This window comes from Achromobacter sp. Bel (genome assembly GCF_012928505.1).
Classification (GTDB): Bacteria; Pseudomonadota; Gammaproteobacteria; order Burkholderiales; family Burkholderiaceae_B; genus Achromobacter.
The window spans coordinates 93,433-112,373 of sequence record NZ_JABBJN010000009.1 but is presented as its reverse complement, the minus strand read 5'-3'; the positions used below and the strand labels follow the sequence as shown (position 1 = coordinate 112,373).

Sequence of the window (18,941 nt, the reverse complement as noted above, 5' to 3'; positions counted from 1 at the left end):
CCTTCCCATGGATTTGCGCATTGCCAGCATCCGCCGCTTCCTCTACAGCCACTACTTCTTCGGAGGGGTGCGCCAGGGGGTCGGCATGCTGTTGCCCGTGCTGGTGCTGGGCGGCCTCTTCGGCAACTACACCACGGGGCTGGTCGCGACCTTCGGCGCGCAGTGCCTGGCCATCATCGACCAGCCGGGCGGCCCGCAGCGCCACCGCACCAACGAGATGCTGGGCGGCGCCGCGCTGGGCACGCTGACCGTCATCATCACCGGGCTGGCGTCCACACATCCGGTGATGATCTGGCTGGTCGTTATCGCGCAGTGCTTTGTCTATTCGATGTTCACCGTGTTCGGCAAGCGAGGCGGGCTGATCGGCTTTGCCGGCCTGCTGCTGATGACCCTGACCATGCATTCGCCGCTGGAACCGCACGAGGTGCTGGCGCACGCCGCCGCCACCCTGGGCGGCGCCCTGTTCTACGTCGTGTTCAGCCTGGGCTTTTCGCGCCTGTTCTGGCTGCGCGAGGAACAGCAGGCCATGTCGGTGGCGCTGTTCGCCACCGGCGACTACGTGGCGGCCCGCGCCGCCTTCTACGACGCGACCGCCGATTTGGACGAGGCCTACCGCACGCTGATCCAGCGCCAGTCCGTCATGACGGAAAAGCACCAGGCGGCCCGCGACATGGTGCTGCGCGCCCTGCCCCGCGGCAAAGGCCTGGGCGACCGCCAGCGCGTGATGATCTGGAACATGTTCGTCGACATGCTCCAGCTGCTGGATACGCTGGTGGCCACGCACACCGACTATGCCGCGCTGCGCCGCACCCTGGCCGGCAACGACTGCCTGATGTTCATGCGCGACGCCCTGGTCAAGATGTCGCTGGAGCTGAACCGCATCGCGCTGGACGTCTCGCGCGGACGCCAGGTGCAGTACCGCAGCAGCGCCCGCGCCGAATTGCGCGCCATCGAATACGAGATCGAGCAGCTCAAGCAGCAGGGCCTGGGCGAACGCGAACCCGAAATGCTTGCACTGATCATCCAGGTGCTGCGTCGCCTGCGCAATTCCGCCCGGATCGTCGACCGGCTGGCGGACCACACGGCGGCCTCGCCGGACGCCAAACCGACTGACGTGCTGCGTATCAACAAGTCGCTGACCCGCTTCATCTCGCGACAGGAATTCCGTTTTGGCCTGCTGACCAGCAACCTGCGGCTGGATTCGCCGCATTTCCGTTATGCGCTGCGCGTGACGGCGGCCGCCGCCATCGCGATGACGCTGGCCAGCCGCTGGCTGTCGCCGGCGTTCTCGGCACACAACTACTGGATCATGCTGACCATCGTGATCATCATGAAGCCCGGTTTCGCGCTGACGCGGCAGCGCAACGGCTGGCGGTTGGGCGGCACGCTGATCGGCTGCATCTGCGCGTTGCTGCTGTTCAACGTGACCGACCGGCCAGAAATCCTGTTCGCGGTGCTGCTGGGCGCCTGCGTCATGGGCAATAGCCTGGTGCAGTTGAACTACATGGCCAGCGCCATCTTCAACACGCTCTTCGTGGTGCTGGTGTTCCACTTCGTCTCGCCCGGCACGGTGTCCATGGCCGTGATCGGCGAACGTGCCATCGACACGCTGCTGGGCTGCACGCTGGCGCTGGTGTGCAGCTACATCCTGCCTTGGTGGGAAGCGCGCTACCTGAAACCCCTGGCTGCTGCCGCCACCCGCGCCAACCGCGAATACTTGATCGCCGGCCTGCGCTATGCCGACGCCATGCAGGCGCATGGCGCGCCGGTGGGCGGCGCCGCGGCCGAAACGCCGGCGGTGATCGACGCCGACCTGGCCTGGCGCCTGGCGCGCAAGAATGTGCACATCGCGTTCAGCAATTTCGCCGAAGCTTTCTACCGCATGATGAGCGAACCGAAATCGCACCAGGTCAGCGTGCCCGAGCTGAACAACCTGCTGATCCAGAACCACGTGCTGGCCTCGCAGATCACGGCGGCGATCCCCATTCTGGCGGCCTTGCCAAAGACGCCCGAGGCGGTGCAACTGGCCATGAATGGCATGGTCGACCTGCTGGACGAACGCCGCCCCGAGATCGCCGCGAACCTGCCCACGCAGTTCGACACCGAAGGCGAGCAAGCCGCGCTGGTCTACCCCGTCAAGCAGATGCTGAAAGCGTCCCACATGATTCGCCAAGAATTGCAGGCTTTGGCAGACCCGACGCACGCACCGCCGGTAGCGGCGGTGGCATCTTGAACGCGGGAGCGTAACGCCAGAAGCGAAAACCGGCCTGTTTCCAGGCCGGTTTACATTTGGGCAATGCGGTCAGGCGGGTCAGTCCAGCTTGCGGCGGAACACCAGCTTGTCTTCCGACGAGGCCGACGCGTCATACGCGTACCCTTCCAGGTCGAAGCCATGCAGGCCTTCGGGCTTGGCGACCTTGTGCTGGATCGCATAGCGGGCCATCAGGCCGCGCGCGCGCTTGGCGTGGAAGCTGATGATCTTCCAGGCGCCGTTCTTCCAGTCCTGGAACACGCACTGCACCACGCGTGCCTTCAGCGTCTTCAGGTCGACCGACTTGAAATACTCTTCGGACGCCAGATTGACGATCACCGGCGCCTTCTTGCCTTCCTGGCGCTCGTTCAGGTAGTCGGCAATGGTCGACCCCCAGTACTCGTACAGGTTCTTGCCCTTGGGCGTCTGCAACCGCGTGCCCATTTCCAGACGGTAAGGCTGCATCAGATCCAACGGGCGCAGCACGCCATACAGGCCACTGAGGATAGCCACGTGCTCTTGCGCCCAATCCAGCTGCTTGGCGGACAAGGTCGACGCGTCCAGCCCTTCGTACACGTCGCCGTTGAAGGCCAGCACGGCCTGGCGCGAATTTGCCTGCGTGAAGGTGCGCTTCCAGTGGGCATAGCGCTGTGCGTTCAGCTCGGACAAGGCCGGGCTCAGGCTCATCAGTTCGGAGATTTCATCCGCGGACTTGGTCTTCAGCACCTTGATCAGGCCGGCGGCCTGGTCCACGAACAGCGGCTGGGTGTGCGTCTCGATGTGCAGAGGCGAGTCGTAGTCCAGCTTCTTGGCGGGGGAAAGCAGAAACAGCATTCGGGAATTCCTTAAATTAGCGCGCCGTCCAGCCGCCATCGACGGAGACGGACGTTCCAGTGATTTGCGCCGCGGCGTCCGACGCCAGGAACACGGCGGTGCCGCCCAATTGCTCCGGCGTCACGAATTGCAGCGACGGCTGCTTTTCGCTGAGCAGTTCGCGCGCAGCGGTTTCCTGGTCGACGCCGTTCTTTTCGGCCAGTGCGGTGATCTGCTTTTCCACCAGCGGGGTGCGGACCCAGCCCGGGCAGATGGAATTGGCGGTGATGCCCTGGCCGGCGGTTTCCAGCGCGGTGACCTTGGTGAAGCCCACCACGCCATGCTTGGCGGCCACATAGGCCGACTTGTTGGCCGACGCCACCAGGCCGTGCGCCGACGCGATGTTGATGATGCGGCCGAAGCCCTGCTTCTTCATGTATGGCAGGGCGGCGGCAGTGCCATGGAACACGGCCGACAGGTTCAGCGCCAGGATGGCGTCCCACTTTTCAGCCGGGAAGTCTTCGATCAGGGCGGTGTGCTGGATGCCGGCGTTATTGACCAGGATGTCGATGCGGCCGAGTTGGCGCACCGTGTTCTCGACCAACCCGCGCACTGCATCGCCCTTGGACAGGTCGGCGCCGTCGTAGATCACCTTCACGCCATGCTTGGCGGCCAGGCCGGCACGCACTTTTTCGATCTCGGCGGCATCGCCGAAACCGTTCAGGACGATGTCGGCGCCTTGCTGGGCCAAGGCCGTGGCGATACCCAGGCCGATGCCGCTGGTGGAACCGGTAACAAGGGCGACTTTTCCTTTGAGCATGAGCATTCTCCTGTGATCTGGCGTAGAGCGGGATGCGAAAACGGGGTTCAAGTGTAGCTGCCCGGCATGACGGCAATCATGCCATGCCCCCACACCCTGCGGGGTCAAGCGGCGGGAGGCTTGTCGCGGGGTTCGGCGGACGCTTGCCCGTCGCCCGCAACGGGCTCGGCGGTGGGCAGGTCAGCCATGCCGCCCCGGCTCTCCGGCACGCGTTCCAGCAGTTTGATGAGCACCGGCACGACGCCCATCGACACCGCCACCACCACCGCCAGCACGTCGCGCTGCTCAAGGCTCATCAGGTGGTTGTCCCAGGCCTCGTTGAAAATCGCGAAGCTGAATTCCCCGCCCTGCGCCAGCACCATGGCAAACAGTAGCCGGTGATAGCGCGGCAACCCCAAAAAGCGCGCAAATCCGTACAAGACCAGGGCCTTGATTGCCAGCAGGGCAGCCACGCCGGCGAAGATGAGTTTCCAGTGGACCGCCACCACCGCCAGATTGATGGACATGCCGATGGCCAGGAAGAACAAGCCCAGCAGCAGGCCCTTGAAAGGGTCGATCGCCTTTTCCAGGTCGTGCCGGTAGCGCGATTCCGCCATCAGCACCCCCACCAGGAAACCGCCCAGGCCGGCCGACAGGCCCGCGTAGTCGAACAGCTGCGCCGCTCCCACCACCATCAGCAGCGCCGCCGCCGTGAACAGTTCGTTCAACTGCGCTTTGGCGGCCCAGCCCAGCAGTCGAAGGCGGTAGGCCAGCGCTACCACTGCCACGGCGATCAGCGCTTCCTTGAATGACGGGGCCGACGTGCCGTCGGAACCCAGCAGCCCGGCCGCCACCAGCATCGGAATGGCCGCCATGTCCTGGAACAGCAGGACGCCCAGCGCCGACCGCCCCAGCGGCGTGCGCGTCAGTGCGCGCTCGTCCAGCAGCCGCAGCGCCACCGCCGTCGACGACAACGCCAAAGACAGCCCGCACAGCACCGCCGCCTGCCATTCCATGCCTGCCAGATGCCGCAATGCCGCCCCGAACACCACGCCCAGCAGCAGGCCGCACGCCATCATCTGCAGGGATCCGAGCAAGAAGACCTCGTTGCGCATGGCCCAAAGCCGCTTGGGCGACAGTTCCAGCCCGATGATGAACAGCATCATCACCACGCCCCATTGGGACACGTTGATCATGGTGTCCACATTGGTCACCAGCTTCAGGCAGGACGGCCCGATCAGCACGCCCGCGATCAAATAGCCGGGGATGGCGCCCAGCCCCAGCCGTTGGGTAATGGGCACGCACAGGACAGCGGCAAGCAGGAGGATGAGGATCAGATCCATGGAGCGGGGATGTCGCCTGTTGGGTGCGGGCCAAGGATCAAGATGCCCGCGTCGGACGAATTCTGGGCAAAGATCGCCGGCGCCGGAAGCCCGGGATAAGCCCCTGTAGAGATTTTTTCCCGCCCTCTTTACACAAACAAAAAAAATCCTGTAGAATTGCGGGCTTCGCTGCTCCGACAACGAAGATCCTTCCGACCAGGGATCTTGGAGTGAGAAACCCGCCTTACTGTTTTAGTCGTCAAGTCGACGGTGTTTTAGTCGTCTAGTCAGACGGCAAAAGCGAAGGCAGGAATTTCACCGTTACGGAACCCAGCAACGGAGAGGTGGCAGAGTGGTCGAATGTACCTGACTCGAAATCAGGCGTACGGTATCCCCGTACCGTGGGTTCGAATCCCACCCTCTCCGCCAGTATTCAAGAACGAAGCCCCTGAGAAATCAGGGGCTTTTTTCTTTGGGTCCGATATTTGCGTCTGATATTTGGGCCTGTGACACCAAAGAAACTGCGTCGGGCGGGACTCCCCGCCCGACGCCCGCCCGGATCCTTGCTCGCAGCGCTTCGCCTAAATCAATACGCCGCGATCTGTCGCATGGGCGCGGCCAATCGCGCGTCCTGCGCCCGCCCGCCCGCCGCCCGCATGCCCTGCCCCCGGCAGCTTGAATGCGCTGACCGCTCGCGTCAGGTCGGCCGCCTGATCCTGCATCGAACCTGCCGCCGCCGCAGCCTCTTCCACCAGCGCGGCGTTCTGCTGCGTGACTTCGTCCATCTGGGACACGGCCCGGTTGACCTGCTCGATGCCGTCGGCCTGTTCGGCGGACGCCGCGGCGATTTCACCCATGATGTCCGTCACTCGCTGTACCGAACTGACGATTTCCTGCATCGTCGAGCCCGCGCGTTCGGCGCTGACCGACCCCTGACTGATCTTCTGCACCGTATCTTCGATCAACGTCTTGATCTCTTTGGCGGCCTGCGCGCTGCGCTGCGCCAGTGTGCGGACTTCGGCGGCGACCACCGCGAAACCCTTGCCCTGCTCGCCCGCCCGCGCGGCTTCCACCGCAGCGTTCAACGCCAGGATGTTGGTCTGGAACGCAATGCCGTCGATGACCGACACGATGTCGGCGATCTTGACCGAGCTGGACGAGATCGCGTTCATCGTGCTGACGACTTCGGACACGGTCGCGCCGCCCCGGGATGCCGTGTCGGAGGCGGCGGCGGCCAGCTGGTTCGCCTGGCGCGCACTGTCGGCGTTCTGCTTCACGGTGGAGGACAGCTGCTCCATGGATGCCGCAGTCTCTTCCAGCGATGCGGCCTGCTGCTCGGTGCGGGACGACAGGTCGGTGTTGCCGGCCGCGATCTCGCCCGAGGCGGACGCCATGCTGTCCACGCCGGTCCGGATGCTTGCGATGGTGCCGGCCAGGTTGGTGTTCATGGATTCCAGAGCCTGCATCAACTGGCCGATCTCGTCGCGTGATTTCACGATGACGGTACTGCTCAGGTCATTGGCGGCAACGGTACGCGCCACGCGCACGGCGTCCGACAGCGGACGAGTAATCCCGCGCGTCAGCAGCACGGCCAGCAACAAACCGCTGATCAGGGCAATGGAACCAATGACGATCATCCAGAAATTGGCCGCGCGATAGGCGCTTTGGATGTCGGCCGCCCGCGCATCGATTTCGGCGCGCTGCAAGGCGGACAACTTGGTGATCTGGTCGATGAACTGGCGTGTGGCCGGCAGGAATTCGTCGTTGAAGACGCGGTTGGCTGCGTCCACGTCGCCGCTCTGCTTGGCCTTGAAGATGGCGTCGCGCGTGCGCAGATAGTCGCCTCGGGACTTGCCGATGCCTTGCCACAACTGTGTCTCTTCGGGGGTGTGTATCAGCGGCTCGATCTGCTTTTGCAGCGCCGAAGAATTCCGCGTGGATGCGGCGGCTTCTTCAGTGAAGAACGCCGCCAGGCTGGTGTCGGTACTCTTTGCAATGGCGGTGGTACGAGTGACACCGGCCTGGATGTTGCGGGCCCAATCGCTGATCCAGCGCTCCTTGATCAGTGACCGCTGGGTCACCGTTTCAACCGATGCGTTGATGTTGGCCAGGCTGACCAGCCCGACCAGGCACATGATGATGATCATGGCCAGCAAAATGCCGAATCCACCCGCCAGGCGGGTTCCAAGTTTCAGATTGTTCATGCCGCATCCAGCCATCCAGACAGGCGCGCGAATGCAGTTTCGGCAATCGCGCGCGGCTGCAAACACGCCGCTAACGCAAGCCAGACGCCCGCCAGCCCCTGGATGGATCTGCCCCCAATATGGTGTTCAAAGATGATGAGAATTGCCAGCGGAGAAGTCGTGAACCGAGGGTTCTCGCAGTGGTCGGGCAGATGCTAGCAGCGGCGATTTGTGCCGCAATCAAGGAACTGGAGAACGAATTGGCACAAGCTCGTCCCTTTGCAAAATCGGGTTCGGACCGCCGCTTTATGTGCGGTGTTTCGCTCGCCCGCTCCAACAAGCGCCGCCCCCTCTCCTCAACGCAACAGGGGCAGAGCCAGCTCGCGAAGTCGGCGCTTGTCTTCATCCAGCCCCAGCGCATTCTCTGCGTACTCGAGCAAGCGCGCGGCATGCCGGGAAGCGGCCGCCTTGAACAGAGGCGGATTGATTTCGGCCAGGCTCAACAACGCCTTTGTCATGCGCATATCCACTTCCAGCAGACCCGCGCCGTCTCGGGCGATGGGGCCGAAAAAGTCGTCGAACAGATCATCCACGTCCAGGCTATGCACGTAGATCCGCTGGCAGTCAGGCTCGGCCTCCACCTGCGAAGATGGTGGCTGGCCCCAACTGGTCAGGCTTCTGACGCCCCTGCCGATGACGTCAATGGCCGTTCCGGGGTCATTGACGGCTGGCGACAAGGCACGGGATGCAATTTCGGACAGCACCGACAAGCCAAAGCGCGGGTCATGTTCGAATGTGCGATGCGTTCCCACGGTGATGGCGCCCAGAATTTCCTCATTCGGCGCCTCGCGCGTGGTCAGCGCATTGCTTGTTTCGGGCACGATCCACGCTAGCACCATGCCGACATGGGCAAAGGCGCCGGGCAAAACATCCAGGTAAATCCAGGCCTGATGTTCCCGTGCGATCTGGCCCAGCGCCTGCACGTCGATGTGCTGGACGTAGCCCGTCTGATCGCTTGCCACGGCCAGTGCAGGCTCGGGAGGCACGCCGGCCGCCGGATACGGGGATCCGCCCAGGCAAGGCCATTGAACGCGGTGCCGGATAGCGTCGATCGTAGCGGTTTCAACGCGGTCGATGGTTTCGCCGACCCGCCCCAGCTTTGACAGGTGATCGATCCAGCGCAGCAGTGTGTAGATGATCAGGATCACCACCGCGATCGTCACTGCGAACAGCAAGACCCGCCCCTGCGCGCCATAGGCCCCCGTGCTTAGCGCGATGATGCCCACGAGGCTGAACAGAAACGAGCCGATGAACGTGGCCAGGGCGTTCTGCGTGGTGGTGTCCTGCATCACAAGAGTGGTTGCGCGCGGCGTCACGCCGCTGCTTGCCGCGCCGTAGGCCGCCACCATGGTGCTGAGCGAAAAAGTGGTCACCGCCAGCATGCTGGACGCAATGATGCCCAGAATCTTGTCCACCGCATCGGCGCCGATGCGGGCAGGCAAGGTTTCAGGAATGGCGCCCTTGAATATGACGGCTAGCAAGGCGGTCGCCACGCCCAGCAGCGAGAAAAGACTGGCCCTGAACCACAGGCGCCTGGTCAATTGCTTAAACGCCCAGCGCCAACGAGCAACCATCATTTCTCCTTTCCGTGACTTGGCTAGGGCTCCGTGGGCCGCGCCAACTGGAACAAATCCGTGCTGCGAGCGTACCACCCGCTGCCGTGCATGCGGGCCACCAGGCCCATCTCGGCGGTCTTCACGTAGCCGCGCTCAGCATCCTGCACATAGGCGTCATTCACATGCGCGCCCAGCACGCGGCCGATGACCACGACCTGGTGCGGCCCGGTCACGATCGTCGCCTGGCTGACGCATTCCAGCGATACCGGGCTACCCTGGATCAGGGGCGGCCGCACATGCGCGGCCGGCAGCGCCGTCAATCCGGCCTTGGCCAGCTCGTCCACGCCGGGCGGGTAGTCCGCGCAGGTCTGGTTCATCTGCTGCATCATCGACTCGGCCACCAGATTCACCACGAACTCGCCGTTTTCGATGATGTTGGCGCTGGTGTCCTTGAGCTCGCCATTGGCGCGGCGCATCAGGCCGATGGCGACCGTAGGCGGCTGATGCCCCATGACGTTGAAGAAGCTGAACGGCGCCGCGTTGACGCAGCCCTCATCCGATATCGTGGTGACCCACGCGATCGGACGCGGAGTGACGGTCGACGTCAACAGCTTGTAGACCGTCTGCGATGGCAGGGCGCTGAAATCGAAATGCATGGCTCAGGGCTCCTGCGGGCCAGTCGCGCTGATGGCAGATACCGCCCGCTTCTCGCGGGTGTCGACGTGCAGCTGAAACACGTCGGGCCGCGCGTAGTGGCCGGACACGTCGAAGTCGTACTTGCCGCGCAGGATCTGGTTGGGGTTGATGTCGGCGTACAGGATCGTTTCGGCGGAAAAGTCCGGGCCGGCCAGCACTTCGCCCAAGGGGTCGATGATGGCGCTGCCGCCGCGCATCAACACGGTGTCCGGGCTGTCGCCCAAGGCGCATTCGAAGTCTTCCGGATACGCGTCGCGGCGCAGGTGCTGGCAGGCGGTCAGGACATAGCAGCGGCCTTCCAGCGCGATGTGGCGCATGCTGGGGATCCAGCTGTCGCGGTCATCCGCCGTGGGCGCGCAATACAGGGCCACGCCCTGGCTGTACATGTACATGCGCAGCATCGGCATGTAGTTTTCCCAGCAAATGACGGCGCCGATCTTGCCGTAGGGCGTATCGAAGACGGGCATCGTCGAGCCATCGCCGAAGCCCCAGATCAGCCGCTCGCCCGCGGTTGGCATCAGCTTGCGGTGCTTGCCGGCAAGGCCTTCCTGGCCATTGAAATACAGCACGGTGCAATACAGCGTGCCGCCGTCGGCCTCGATGCAGCCCATCACGACGAAACTGCCGGTGTCGGCCGCGGCCTGGGCCACCACCGCGACTTCCTCGCCGTCCAGCCGGATGGCCTGCTGGTGATAGTTGGCGAAGGCATCGCGGCCTTCGGGCTTGCGCATACCGATGGGCGCACCGAAGGAATTGCCCTTGGGGTAGCCGCCCAGGAAGGCTTCGGGGAACACCAGCACCCGGGCGCCCTGCTCCGCCGCCTGGCGGATCAGGGAGGCCGCCTTATGGGCGCAAGCCAGGCTGTCGGTCGGAATGGACGCCGCCTGGATGACGGCGGCCTTGAAGCTCGATTGCACGGACATGTCTCTCCTCGCTCTTTTAATGGATGGGGTCTTCGTCGATGGCCTGGGCGCGCGTGTTCGGCAGGAACAGGCTGCCGATGATGCCCACCACCACCATCACGACCACCGGGTACATCAAACCGCCGAAAATATTGCCCCTGGCCTGCGCCAGATAGGTCGCGGTAAACGGCACGATCCCGCCGAAGATGCCTGCGCCGATGTGGTACGGGAAGGATAGCGCGGTATATCGGATGCGGGGGGGGAACAACTCGACCAGATAGGACGCGACCGGCCCGTAGACCATCGCGACGACCGCCGTCATCAGCACCAGGATCAGGATGATGGTGGCGCGGTCCACGCGCGCGGGGTCGGCGCGGTCGGGGTAGCCGGCCGCCGTCAGCGCGCGGGCGTAGCCTGCGCGGTCGAAACCGTTGACGGTGACGCCGCCCACGGTCAGGGCGATGTCCTGGCCGGGTAACGGGGCTGCGTATTCGAAGTTGATGCCCTTGCCGACCAGGAATTTCTTGGCCTGCACGCACACCTTCTTGTGGTCGGCGTGGCTGCCGATCATCGCGGCCTGCAAGCCGAAGTCGCAGGCCCCGCCGCTGGTGTCGGCATGCACACGCACTGGCGTGCTTTGCATGGCTTGCGCCAGGGCCGGGTTGCCGGCTTTCAGCAGCACGTCGAACATGGAGTGATAGCCGATGGCGGCGATGAACAGGCCCGCCATCATGATCCACTTGCGGCCGATCCGGTCGGACAGCCAGCCGAACAGCACGAAGGTCGGCGCGCCGATGATGAAGCCGATCAGGATCAGCGTGTAGACGCTGGTCTGGTCGATCTGCACCGCCTGCTGCAGGAAGATCATCACGTAGAACTGTCCCGTGAAGTAGGTTGCGCCCTGGCCGGCGGTCACGCCGATCAGCGCCAGCAGCACCAGCCGCAGGCTGGACCATTGGCCGAATGTTTCCTTGATCGGGTTCTTCGACAGGCGGTTCTGCTGCTTCATGCGCGTGAAGACGGGCGATTCATGCAGCTTGGCGCGCACATAGATCGAAATCGCCAGCATCACGATCGACAGGATGAACGGCAGGCGCCAGCCCCATTGGCGGAAATCTTCCGCGCTCATCGCCGCCTGGGTGCACAGGATGACGACCAGCGACAGGATCAGGCCGGCCGACGAGGTGATCTGGATCCAGCCGGTCAACAGGCCGCGGCGCTTGGGTTCGCAATGCTCGGCCACGTAGATCACGGCGCCGCCGTACTCCCCGCCTACCGCCAGGCCCTGGATGACGCGCAACGTCAGCAGCAGGATCCACGACAGGTGGCCCGCCGATTCATAGGTGGGCAGGCAGCCGATCAAGACGGTGGCGCCGCCCATCATCACAACCGTAATCAAGAACGTGTATTTGCGGCCCCACTTGTCGCCCAGGTAGCCGAACATCACCGCGCCCAGCGGACGGATGATGAAGCCCACCGCCAGCGCGCCCAACGCCGCAAGCAGCGCCACGGTAGGGTTGTCCTGCGGAAACAGCACCTGGCTCATGAAAACGGCGAGCGTCCCGTAGATGAAAAAGTCGTACCACTCGAACAACGTGCCCAGGGTCGAGGCCACCACCACCTGGCGTTCCTCTTTCCGGCTGAGCGTCGGCGCGGCGTCTATCCGCGGCATTGCGACATTGGCTTCCATGCTTGCATTCCCCGATCGTTTTTAATTGATACTGCTGTACGCATTAACTATTATCAAACTTGAAGCCAGGCACGACATAGCTGGGGGAAACCCGGAAAACCTGTCCCCGCCATCGGCCGGAACGTGGCGGGGCCGCTGCTACACTGCCGCCAAAGACATCGTGGAGGCAGTCATGGCAAGGCCCGCCGGCAAGGTTGAAAAGAACACGGAACAGGCGCCGACCGCTGCGCGCCGAGGCATCCAGTCGATCGAAGTGGGGTTCCGGATCCTGGACGTGATCCGCAAGACCGGCCGCCCGATGCCCTTGAAGGAAATCGCCGACGCCTGTGAACTGACCGTGCCCAACGTGCACTATTACCTGGTCAGTTTCCAGAAGGTGGGCGTGGTGCAGCAGCATGCTGACACCGGCCATTACGGCCTGGGGCCCTATGCCCTGCGGCTGGGCCTGGCGGCCCTGGAGCAATTCGACGTGTTCACCACGGCTCGCCCCATCATGGCCGAAGTGGCCGCCGTCACCGGGCACACGGTGTTCCTGGGGGTATGGGGCAACAAGGGCCCCACGATCGTCTACCGGGTGGAAGGCAGCCGCAGCCGGCCGTTGCTGGAATTGCGCGTGGGCAGCGTGATGCCGTTGCTGTCGTCCGCGCTAGGCCGCAACTTCCTGGCCCATCTGCCGGACGCCCTGACCCGCGACCTGCTTGCGCAGGAACTGGCCTCGGCGACGCCGGAAAGCCATGGCGGCGCCCCCGGCAATTCCTATACGGAGAAAGACGTGCAGGCGATCCGCGACGAGGTGCAGAAGCACCACATCAGCCGTTGCCGCCACGCGCTGCTGCCGCACTTCACGTCGCTGTCGGCCCCCATCTTCGACATGCTGGGCGAAATGACCGCGGCCATCACCCTGATGGGGCCGGTGGGCGCGATCGATGATGAGCTGGAGTCCGGCACGGCGCGCCTGCTGCGCGAGAAGGCCCGCTCGATCTCGGCGATGGCGGGCTGGGTGGACCCGGACGCGCGCTGAGCCACCGTCCGGCGCGGGCCAATTGCCGCGTCAGCTTTCGACGACGATCTTCGCCTCTTTGATCGTTGTCGCGTACTTCTGCTGTTCCTTCGCCATGAAGTCGGCAAAGCGCTGCACGCTGCCGCCGCCGTCTTCGGCGCCCACCTGCGCCAGCTTCTCCTGCACGTCCGGCATGGCCAGCACGCGGTCGATGTCGCCGTTCATGCGCTGGACCATGGCGCCGGGCATCTTGCCCGGCCCCACCATGCCGAACCAGATGCTGGCCTCGAACCCCGGATAGCCTTGCTCGGCCACCGTCGGCACGTCCGGCTGGCTCTTGGAGCGCTGTTGCAGGGTCTGCGCCAGCGCGATCACCTTGCCCGACTGCAGCAGCGGCGTCGCCGTCGTCATGCCTTCGAAGCAGTACTGAACATGGCCGCCCATCAGATCGTTCATCAGCGGCGCGGACCCTTTATACGGCACATGCAGCACGTCGATGCCGGCGCGCGCCTTGAAGATCTCCAGCGCGAGATGCTGCGCGGAGCCGGCGCCGGCCGACCCGAACACGATCTTGCCGGGTTGCGCGCGGCACAGCTTGACCAGGTCGGGCAAGGTCTTGGCCGGCTGGGACGCGCCACCGATCAGGATGGTGGGCGTCTTGCCCACCAGCGCGATGGGCGAGAAATCGCGGTCCACCGAATAGGCCAGCTTGGGCTGCAGGCCCGGCGCGATGCCGTGACTGTTCACATGCGCCATCAAGAGGGTGTTGCCGTCATTGGGTTGCCGGGCCACCTGCTCGGCGGCGATGATGCCGGCCGCGCCCGCGCGGTTTTCCACGATGACGGGCATGTTCCACATCACGCCCAGCTTCTGCCCCAGCAACCGGGCCAGCACATCGGTGCCCCCGCCTGCCGGAAAGCCCACCACGATCTTCACGGGGCCGGACGGCAGGTCGGGCTGTTGCGCCCGGGCCGCAGCGGGCAGGACAAGCCCCACCCCCAGCGCCGCGGCGCCAGTCATGAATTGCCTGCGTTGCATTCTTGTCTCCTCGCGCCGGTCCCGTAGGCCGGCGGCTGGTTTTAGCGAAGCACTGCCTGCTTGCGGGGTGGCCTCAACGGCCGACCCGGGCCCACTTTCCGTACCGTTCGACCATGCGTTCGTCGAACCCAAAACCCAGACCGGGTTCCTGGTGCAACACCACGCGTCCTTGCTTGTGCGTCAGTTGACGATCGACCAGCTTGCGGAAGTTCAGCACCTGATCATCCCAGAAGAACTCGACGTAGCGCGCATTCGGCGTAGCCGCCACCAGCGGCGCATGCACATCGTGGAACCAATGCGGGCAGACAACCACGCCGTAGCTGGCGGCCGTAGCCGCAATGCGCTTCCACTCGGTGATGCCGCCGCACACGGCGGCGTCCGTCTGCAGAATACCGGCCGCCCCCTTGTCCAGCAATTCCTTGTGGTACCAGCGGCCATAACCGATTTCGGCGGTGGCAATCGGCAGATGCGTCAGGCGCGCCAGCTTGGCATGGCTGTCGATGTCATCCGGGCTGAAGGGTTCTTCGATGAAATAGGGCTCGTACTGCTCGAAGCGGCGAATGTACTGCATGGCCTGGGTCACGTCCTGCCAGGCGTTGTTGCAGTCCATCATCAGTTCGACGTCGGGGCCCACGGCTTCTCGCGCCGCCTTCAAGCGCGCTTCTTCCTCGCGCGGCGACAGGCGGCCGGTCTTCATCTTGACCGCGCGGAAACCCTTGTCCACATAGCTGGCCATTTCTTCGCCCAGATGCTGCGGCGTCTTGCCATCCAGGTAGTAGCCGCCGCTGGCGTACGCGGGTACGGTCTCAAGTTCTACCGCGCCCAGGAACTTGTGCAGCGGCAGGCCGGCCGTCTTGGCGTTCAGGTCCCACAGCGCGATGTCCAGCGCGCTCAACGCACGCATCACGGTGCCCTGGCGGCCTTGCAGCAGCGCCTCCTGATACATGGATTGCCACAGGCCTTCGACGGCATGCGAGTCCTTGCCCAGCAGCACGGGCCCCAGCAGGCTTTGCACCGCCGCTTCGAAGATGGCCCCGCCGGCGCTGCCCACATAGCAAAAGCCGATGCCTTCGACGCCATCGGTGGAACGCACCTTGACCAGGCCATAGTGCCGCGTGGAAACGGTGCGGTTCGAGAATGAAGTGACTTTGTCCAACGGCACCGCAGCGGCGCATACGTCGATGGATTCAATGATGGGCACGGCAGGCTCCTTGATAAAGGGAAATTCCGACAGGCGGCGCCAACGCGTCTTGCGCCGGCTAAATGCTCCGGACGTATTCTTCCCTTCGCCAAAGAAAACAACAATTATCGTCACACATCTTTAGAATATGGATATTCCATCTTCCCAAGAGGCTTGCCGCTGTGGATTCGCGCTTTCTGCAAACCTATGTGCACGTCGTGGAACTGGGTTCCATCGCCCAGGCCGCGCGGCACCAGGGCTTGACGCCGGCCACCGTGCAGCAGCGGCTGCGGGCGCTGGAAGCCGACGTGGGCAGCGCGCTGATCGCCCGTTCCGGGCGCACCGTCAAACCCACGCCCGCCGGCCTGCGCATCCTGGAGCGCGCCCGCCAGATCCTGCGCGACGTGCGGGACCTGCGCTCGGCCGCCAGCGACACCGAACTGCCCGCCGGCCCCTTGCGGCTGGGCGCCACGCCCACCGCACTGACCGGCATCATGCCGCCCGTGCTGCGGACCTGGGTCGCGCGCCACCCGCATATCGAAATCTATATCGAACCCGCTCCCACCACCCTGCTGTACGGCAAGGTGCAGTCAGGCGAACTGGACGGCGCGCTGCTGGTGCACCCGCTGTTTCCGCTGCCCAAGACCTGCGCGTGGCGCGATCTTCGCCACGAGCCCCTGGTGCTGGTCACTCCCGCCAACATGAAGGTGCGCGACCCACTGGCGGTGATCGCGCGCGAACCCTACATCTGCTACGACCGCAGCGTGGTCGGCGGAAAGATGGCGGACGACTATCTGCGGGCGCGCAACCTGCGGCCACAGGTGCGTTTCGAGCTCGATGGAATCGATTCCATCGCCAAGCTGGTCTCTGAGGGGTTGGGGGTGGCGTTGCTGCCCGACTGGGCCGCCTCCGGCACGCCGCCGGCGCGGGTCAAGCGCTGGCCGCTGCCGGCGCCGTGCCCGGTGCGAACCGTGGGCGCCATCTGGCTACGCGCGGGCGTGCGGTCGGAATTGATGCGGGCCTTCGTGGAACTGACCGAGTCGCAGCTCGGCCTGTCCCCGCCCTAGCCGCTTCAAGGCCCAGGCGTCCAAGCGATCAGGCGATGGCGTCCTGGCCGTTGCGCGCGACGATCGCGCCGCCCGCCACGACCAGGCGGCGGGGCTTGCGAGTCACGACGGCTTCGGCCACGCAACTGGCGTCCACCAGGACCAGGTCGGCCCGCGCGCCCGGCGTCAGGCCGTAATCGGCAAACCCGCAGGCGCGGGCAGCGGCCCCGGTCACGCAATCGAAAGCCCAATCGACCTCGTCATCGCGACGCAGATCGTTGCGCAGGCCGATCATCATGGCACGCGCCAGCATGTCCGGGCTGCCATAAGGCGTCCAGGTATCACGGATGCCGTCATTGCCCCCGAAAATCGTCACGCCGGCCTGGCGGCAGGCACGAACGGCCGGCACAGGCCGGGAGGGCGGCGCGGTGGTCAGCACGGCCGTGTCCAGCGCGGCCAGGCGCCCAAGCAAGCCGTCCAGCCGCCTGGCATCGACTCCGCCCAGACAGAAAGCATGGCTGATGACCACCTTGCCCTGCATGCCCAATGCGGCCACTCGATCCAGGATCAGGTCCAGCGTGAACGCGCCCAGCTCGCCAGGCTCGTGCAGATGGATGTCCACCGGCTTGCCATGCCTGTCGGCCAGGCCGAACAGCACGTCCAGGGATTTTGCGGGATCGCGGTCAATGGCTGACGGGTCCAGCCCGCCCAGCACGTCGGCGCCTTGTGCCAGCGCCTGGTCCAGCAATTCGGCGGTGCCGGGGCGAATCAGCAAACCCGATTGCGGGAATGCCACGGTCTGGATCTCGACGCGGCTGGCCAACTCGTCGCGGATGGCATGCACGCCGTGCAGGTGGCGCAAGCCGGCGTCGGTATCGACATCGACGTGGCTGCGGATGCGGGTCGTGCCTTCACGCAGAAAGGCTAGCGCCAGTGCGCGCGCATGGCTGGCGGCGTCGTGGCCGGTGCTGGCTCGCCATGCGCGCTCGTTGTCGATGCGATCCGTCAACGCGGACCCGACCTCGTTCACGTACCAGGGCGACTCCCAGTTGGTCTTGTCCAGATGGGTATGCCCTTCGATCAGGCCGGGCAGCAGCAGGGCGCCGCCGCCATCTTCTACCAAGGCATCTGCCGCGGCATCGATGCCGGGGCCGATCCGGGCGATGTGGCCTGCCCGCACCAACACGTCCACGGCGTCGGCGCGCGAAACGCGGACATTTTTCAATAACAGGTCAGTCATGGCGTGTTCCGCACAAGCGCAAGCAGCCGGCCCCAGCGGCCGGCTACGACACCCCCTCGGGCATCAAACTTGCGGGGGTTCGATCCAGAAGAAGCGTTCGCCCTGGCGAACCATGTCGGCCACGCCTTCGGCGCCGATACGGTAGTCGGTGCCCATGAGCGAAGCGCCACCGTCGTCATGGATGTGGATGACGGCCAGCGGATCGTTGGCCATGGTGTACCAGTAGTAGCCGGGCTTGAGGTCATGCAGGTCGGTATTCATGCCTTGAGTATACAAATAACGACGGCAGTACAAAAAGACAACACTAATACAAACCATGCCTGACATCGCGAACACGACAGGTCATACTTGCCCGCAGCTGGATAAAAATAGCTGGTGCACTCGTCACACATCGATTCGACGCATTGCCGGAAACAATCGGGCGTTAGTCGAGAGGAGAATAGCGAACGCATGAAAAGGCAGTCACTTCAATTCAGCGAACCGCTTAAACAGGCCGTCTTGAACGGCTCCAAAGTGCAGAGCCGCCGCATTTTGAAGCCGCAGCCGACTAAACCCACCACGGTCTGGTATGCGGACGCCGAAGACTCCGGCAGATGGGTTGCCATGGGCCCAAACCGTGATAACCCCACCGAGCTGCGCAAGACGTCCAGCTGGGTCCGGTGCCCCTATGGGAAATCCGGCGAGAGCATCATCCTGACCGATGAAGCCGGCCAGCCGTTCGCCAGCGCCGTGATCGTGGGCGTACGCATACAACGTTTGCAGAACCTGACCGAAGCCGATGCGCGCGCCGAAGGCACGCAGGCGTTATATGAATCGTCGGCGCTGCTGCCGGGCGTGCCGCTTCAAACGGCGTTCGCGCTGACGTGGTGCGAACGCTACGGTTCGCATGCCTGGGCCGCGAATCCGTGGGTCTGGGTCGTGGAATTCCGCCGCCAGCAGACCGAATAAGAGGCGGCGCCCCTCGGCACGCGCCTCGCGGCCCTGCCGGGATGGTGACGGCGTGTAACACCCTACCTCGACTTCATCTCATTCCACCTGATTTCAATCGATTTCAAGTGCGGGTTCACCAGAGCGGGCGCACCACCCTGCAGTGCAGCACCTGCGTGGATTCCTGCAAGGGAGCGGTTGCGGATTGTCGCTATTGAGGCAGCCTCGCTTACGAAAA

General features: G+C 64.5%; 16 protein-coding genes and 1 tRNA gene. 5 read left to right on the top strand and 12 right to left on the bottom strand.

Features of this window, described 5'->3' with window-relative positions; genetic code table 11:
- Positions 1 to 7 precede the first annotated feature (7 nt).
- Positions 8 to 2,233, top strand: coding sequence for an FUSC family membrane protein (locus tag HG262_RS08485; protein ID WP_169270580.1), 2,226 nt, complete (start codon positions 8 to 10; stop codon positions 2,231 to 2,233).
- A 78-nt stretch (positions 2,234 to 2,311) separates the two neighbouring features.
- On the opposite strand, the gene yaaA is transcribed toward HG262_RS08485, so the two are convergent.
- The 3 genes from yaaA to HG262_RS08470 all read right to left on the bottom strand — a co-directional run bounded on the left by yaaA (position 2,312) and on the right by HG262_RS08470 (position 5,206).
- The gene (gene yaaA, locus HG262_RS08480; protein ID WP_169270579.1) at positions 2,312 to 3,085 is read right to left on the bottom strand and encodes a peroxide stress protein YaaA; all 774 of its coding nucleotides are present in this window, start codon (positions 3,083 to 3,085) and stop codon (positions 2,312 to 2,314) included.
- A gap of 16 nt (positions 3,086 to 3,101) precedes the next feature.
- On the bottom strand, positions 3,102 to 3,884 hold the full coding sequence (locus HG262_RS08475; protein ID WP_169270578.1) for a 3-hydroxybutyrate dehydrogenase: 783 nt from the start codon (positions 3,882 to 3,884) through the stop codon (positions 3,102 to 3,104).
- A 104-nt stretch (positions 3,885 to 3,988) separates the two neighbouring features.
- A complete protein-coding gene (locus HG262_RS08470) occupies positions 3,989 to 5,206 on the bottom strand; it encodes a cation:proton antiporter (protein ID WP_169270577.1) in 1,218 nt (405 codons plus the stop codon).
- A 317-nt stretch (positions 5,207 to 5,523) separates the two neighbouring features.
- On the opposite strand from HG262_RS08470, the gene HG262_RS08465 reads away from it, so the two are divergent.
- Positions 5,524 to 5,614 (top strand) — tRNA-Ser (locus HG262_RS08465).
- A gap of 152 nt (positions 5,615 to 5,766) precedes the next feature.
- Here the strand turns inward: HG262_RS08465 and HG262_RS08460 are convergent.
- The 5 genes from HG262_RS08460 to HG262_RS08440 form a co-directional block, all read right to left on the bottom strand.
- Positions 5,767 to 7,389 carry a methyl-accepting chemotaxis protein gene (locus HG262_RS08460; protein ID WP_248293287.1) on the bottom strand — a complete coding sequence of 541 codons (1,623 nt, stop codon included), beginning with the start codon at positions 7,387 to 7,389 and terminating at the stop codon, positions 5,767 to 5,769.
- Positions 7,390 to 7,724: 335 nt separating this feature from the next.
- The gene (locus tag HG262_RS08455; protein ID WP_248293286.1) at positions 7,725 to 9,005 is read right to left on the bottom strand and encodes a DUF2254 domain-containing protein; all 1,281 of its coding nucleotides are present in this window, start codon (positions 9,003 to 9,005) and stop codon (positions 7,725 to 7,727) included.
- A 20-nt stretch (positions 9,006 to 9,025) separates the two neighbouring features.
- Positions 9,026 to 9,640, bottom strand: a complete 615-nt coding sequence (locus tag HG262_RS08450) for a flavin reductase family protein (RefSeq protein ID WP_169270576.1) — start codon at positions 9,638 to 9,640, stop codon at positions 9,026 to 9,028.
- A 3-nt stretch (positions 9,641 to 9,643) separates the two neighbouring features.
- The gene (locus HG262_RS08445; RefSeq protein WP_169270575.1) at positions 9,644 to 10,603 is read right to left on the bottom strand and encodes a carbon-nitrogen hydrolase family protein; all 960 of its coding nucleotides are present in this window, start codon (positions 10,601 to 10,603) and stop codon (positions 9,644 to 9,646) included.
- Between the two features lie 16 nt (positions 10,604 to 10,619).
- Entirely contained in the window at positions 10,620 to 12,272 is a 1,653-nt protein-coding gene (locus HG262_RS08440; RefSeq protein ID WP_169270574.1) for an MFS transporter, read from the bottom strand.
- A 172-nt stretch (positions 12,273 to 12,444) separates the two neighbouring features.
- Here HG262_RS08440 and HG262_RS08435 point away from each other — a divergent pair, with 172 nt between their 5' ends.
- Positions 12,445 to 13,293, top strand: coding sequence for an IclR family transcriptional regulator (locus HG262_RS08435; protein WP_169270573.1), 849 nt, complete (start codon positions 12,445 to 12,447; stop codon positions 13,291 to 13,293).
- Positions 13,294 to 13,323: 30 nt separating this feature from the next.
- On the opposite strand, the gene HG262_RS08430 is transcribed toward HG262_RS08435, so the two are convergent.
- Together HG262_RS08430 and HG262_RS08425 are read right to left on the bottom strand one after the other, a co-directional pair.
- Positions 13,324 to 14,310 (bottom strand): tripartite tricarboxylate transporter substrate binding protein, encoded by a 987-nt coding sequence (locus HG262_RS08430; RefSeq protein ID WP_169270572.1) that lies wholly within the window; start codon positions 14,308 to 14,310, stop codon positions 13,324 to 13,326.
- A gap of 73 nt (positions 14,311 to 14,383) precedes the next feature.
- Positions 14,384 to 15,511 carry a mandelate racemase/muconate lactonizing enzyme family protein gene (locus HG262_RS08425; RefSeq protein ID WP_169270571.1) on the bottom strand — a complete coding sequence of 376 codons (1,128 nt, stop codon included), beginning with the start codon at positions 15,509 to 15,511 and terminating at the stop codon, positions 14,384 to 14,386.
- Positions 15,512 to 15,672: 161 nt separating this feature from the next.
- Between HG262_RS08425 and HG262_RS08420 the strand changes: the two genes are divergently transcribed.
- Positions 15,673 to 16,557: a LysR family transcriptional regulator gene (locus HG262_RS08420; protein WP_169270570.1), complete on the top strand. Its 885-nt coding sequence runs from the start codon at positions 15,673 to 15,675 to the stop codon at positions 16,555 to 16,557.
- A 28-nt stretch (positions 16,558 to 16,585) separates the two neighbouring features.
- Here HG262_RS08420 and HG262_RS08415 read toward each other — a convergent pair whose 3' ends face one another.
- Entirely contained in the window at positions 16,586 to 17,776 is a 1,191-nt protein-coding gene (locus HG262_RS08415) for an amidohydrolase family protein (RefSeq protein WP_169270569.1), read from the bottom strand.
- A gap of 63 nt (positions 17,777 to 17,839) precedes the next feature.
- The gene (locus tag HG262_RS08410; RefSeq protein WP_169270568.1) at positions 17,840 to 18,037 is read right to left on the bottom strand and encodes a hypothetical protein; all 198 of its coding nucleotides are present in this window, start codon (positions 18,035 to 18,037) and stop codon (positions 17,840 to 17,842) included.
- Between the two features lie 189 nt (positions 18,038 to 18,226).
- Here HG262_RS08410 and HG262_RS08405 point away from each other — a divergent pair, with 189 nt between their 5' ends.
- The gene (locus tag HG262_RS08405; protein ID WP_169270567.1) at positions 18,227 to 18,724 is read left to right on the top strand and encodes an ASCH domain-containing protein; all 498 of its coding nucleotides are present in this window, start codon (positions 18,227 to 18,229) and stop codon (positions 18,722 to 18,724) included.
- Positions 18,725 to 18,941 lie beyond the last annotated feature (217 nt).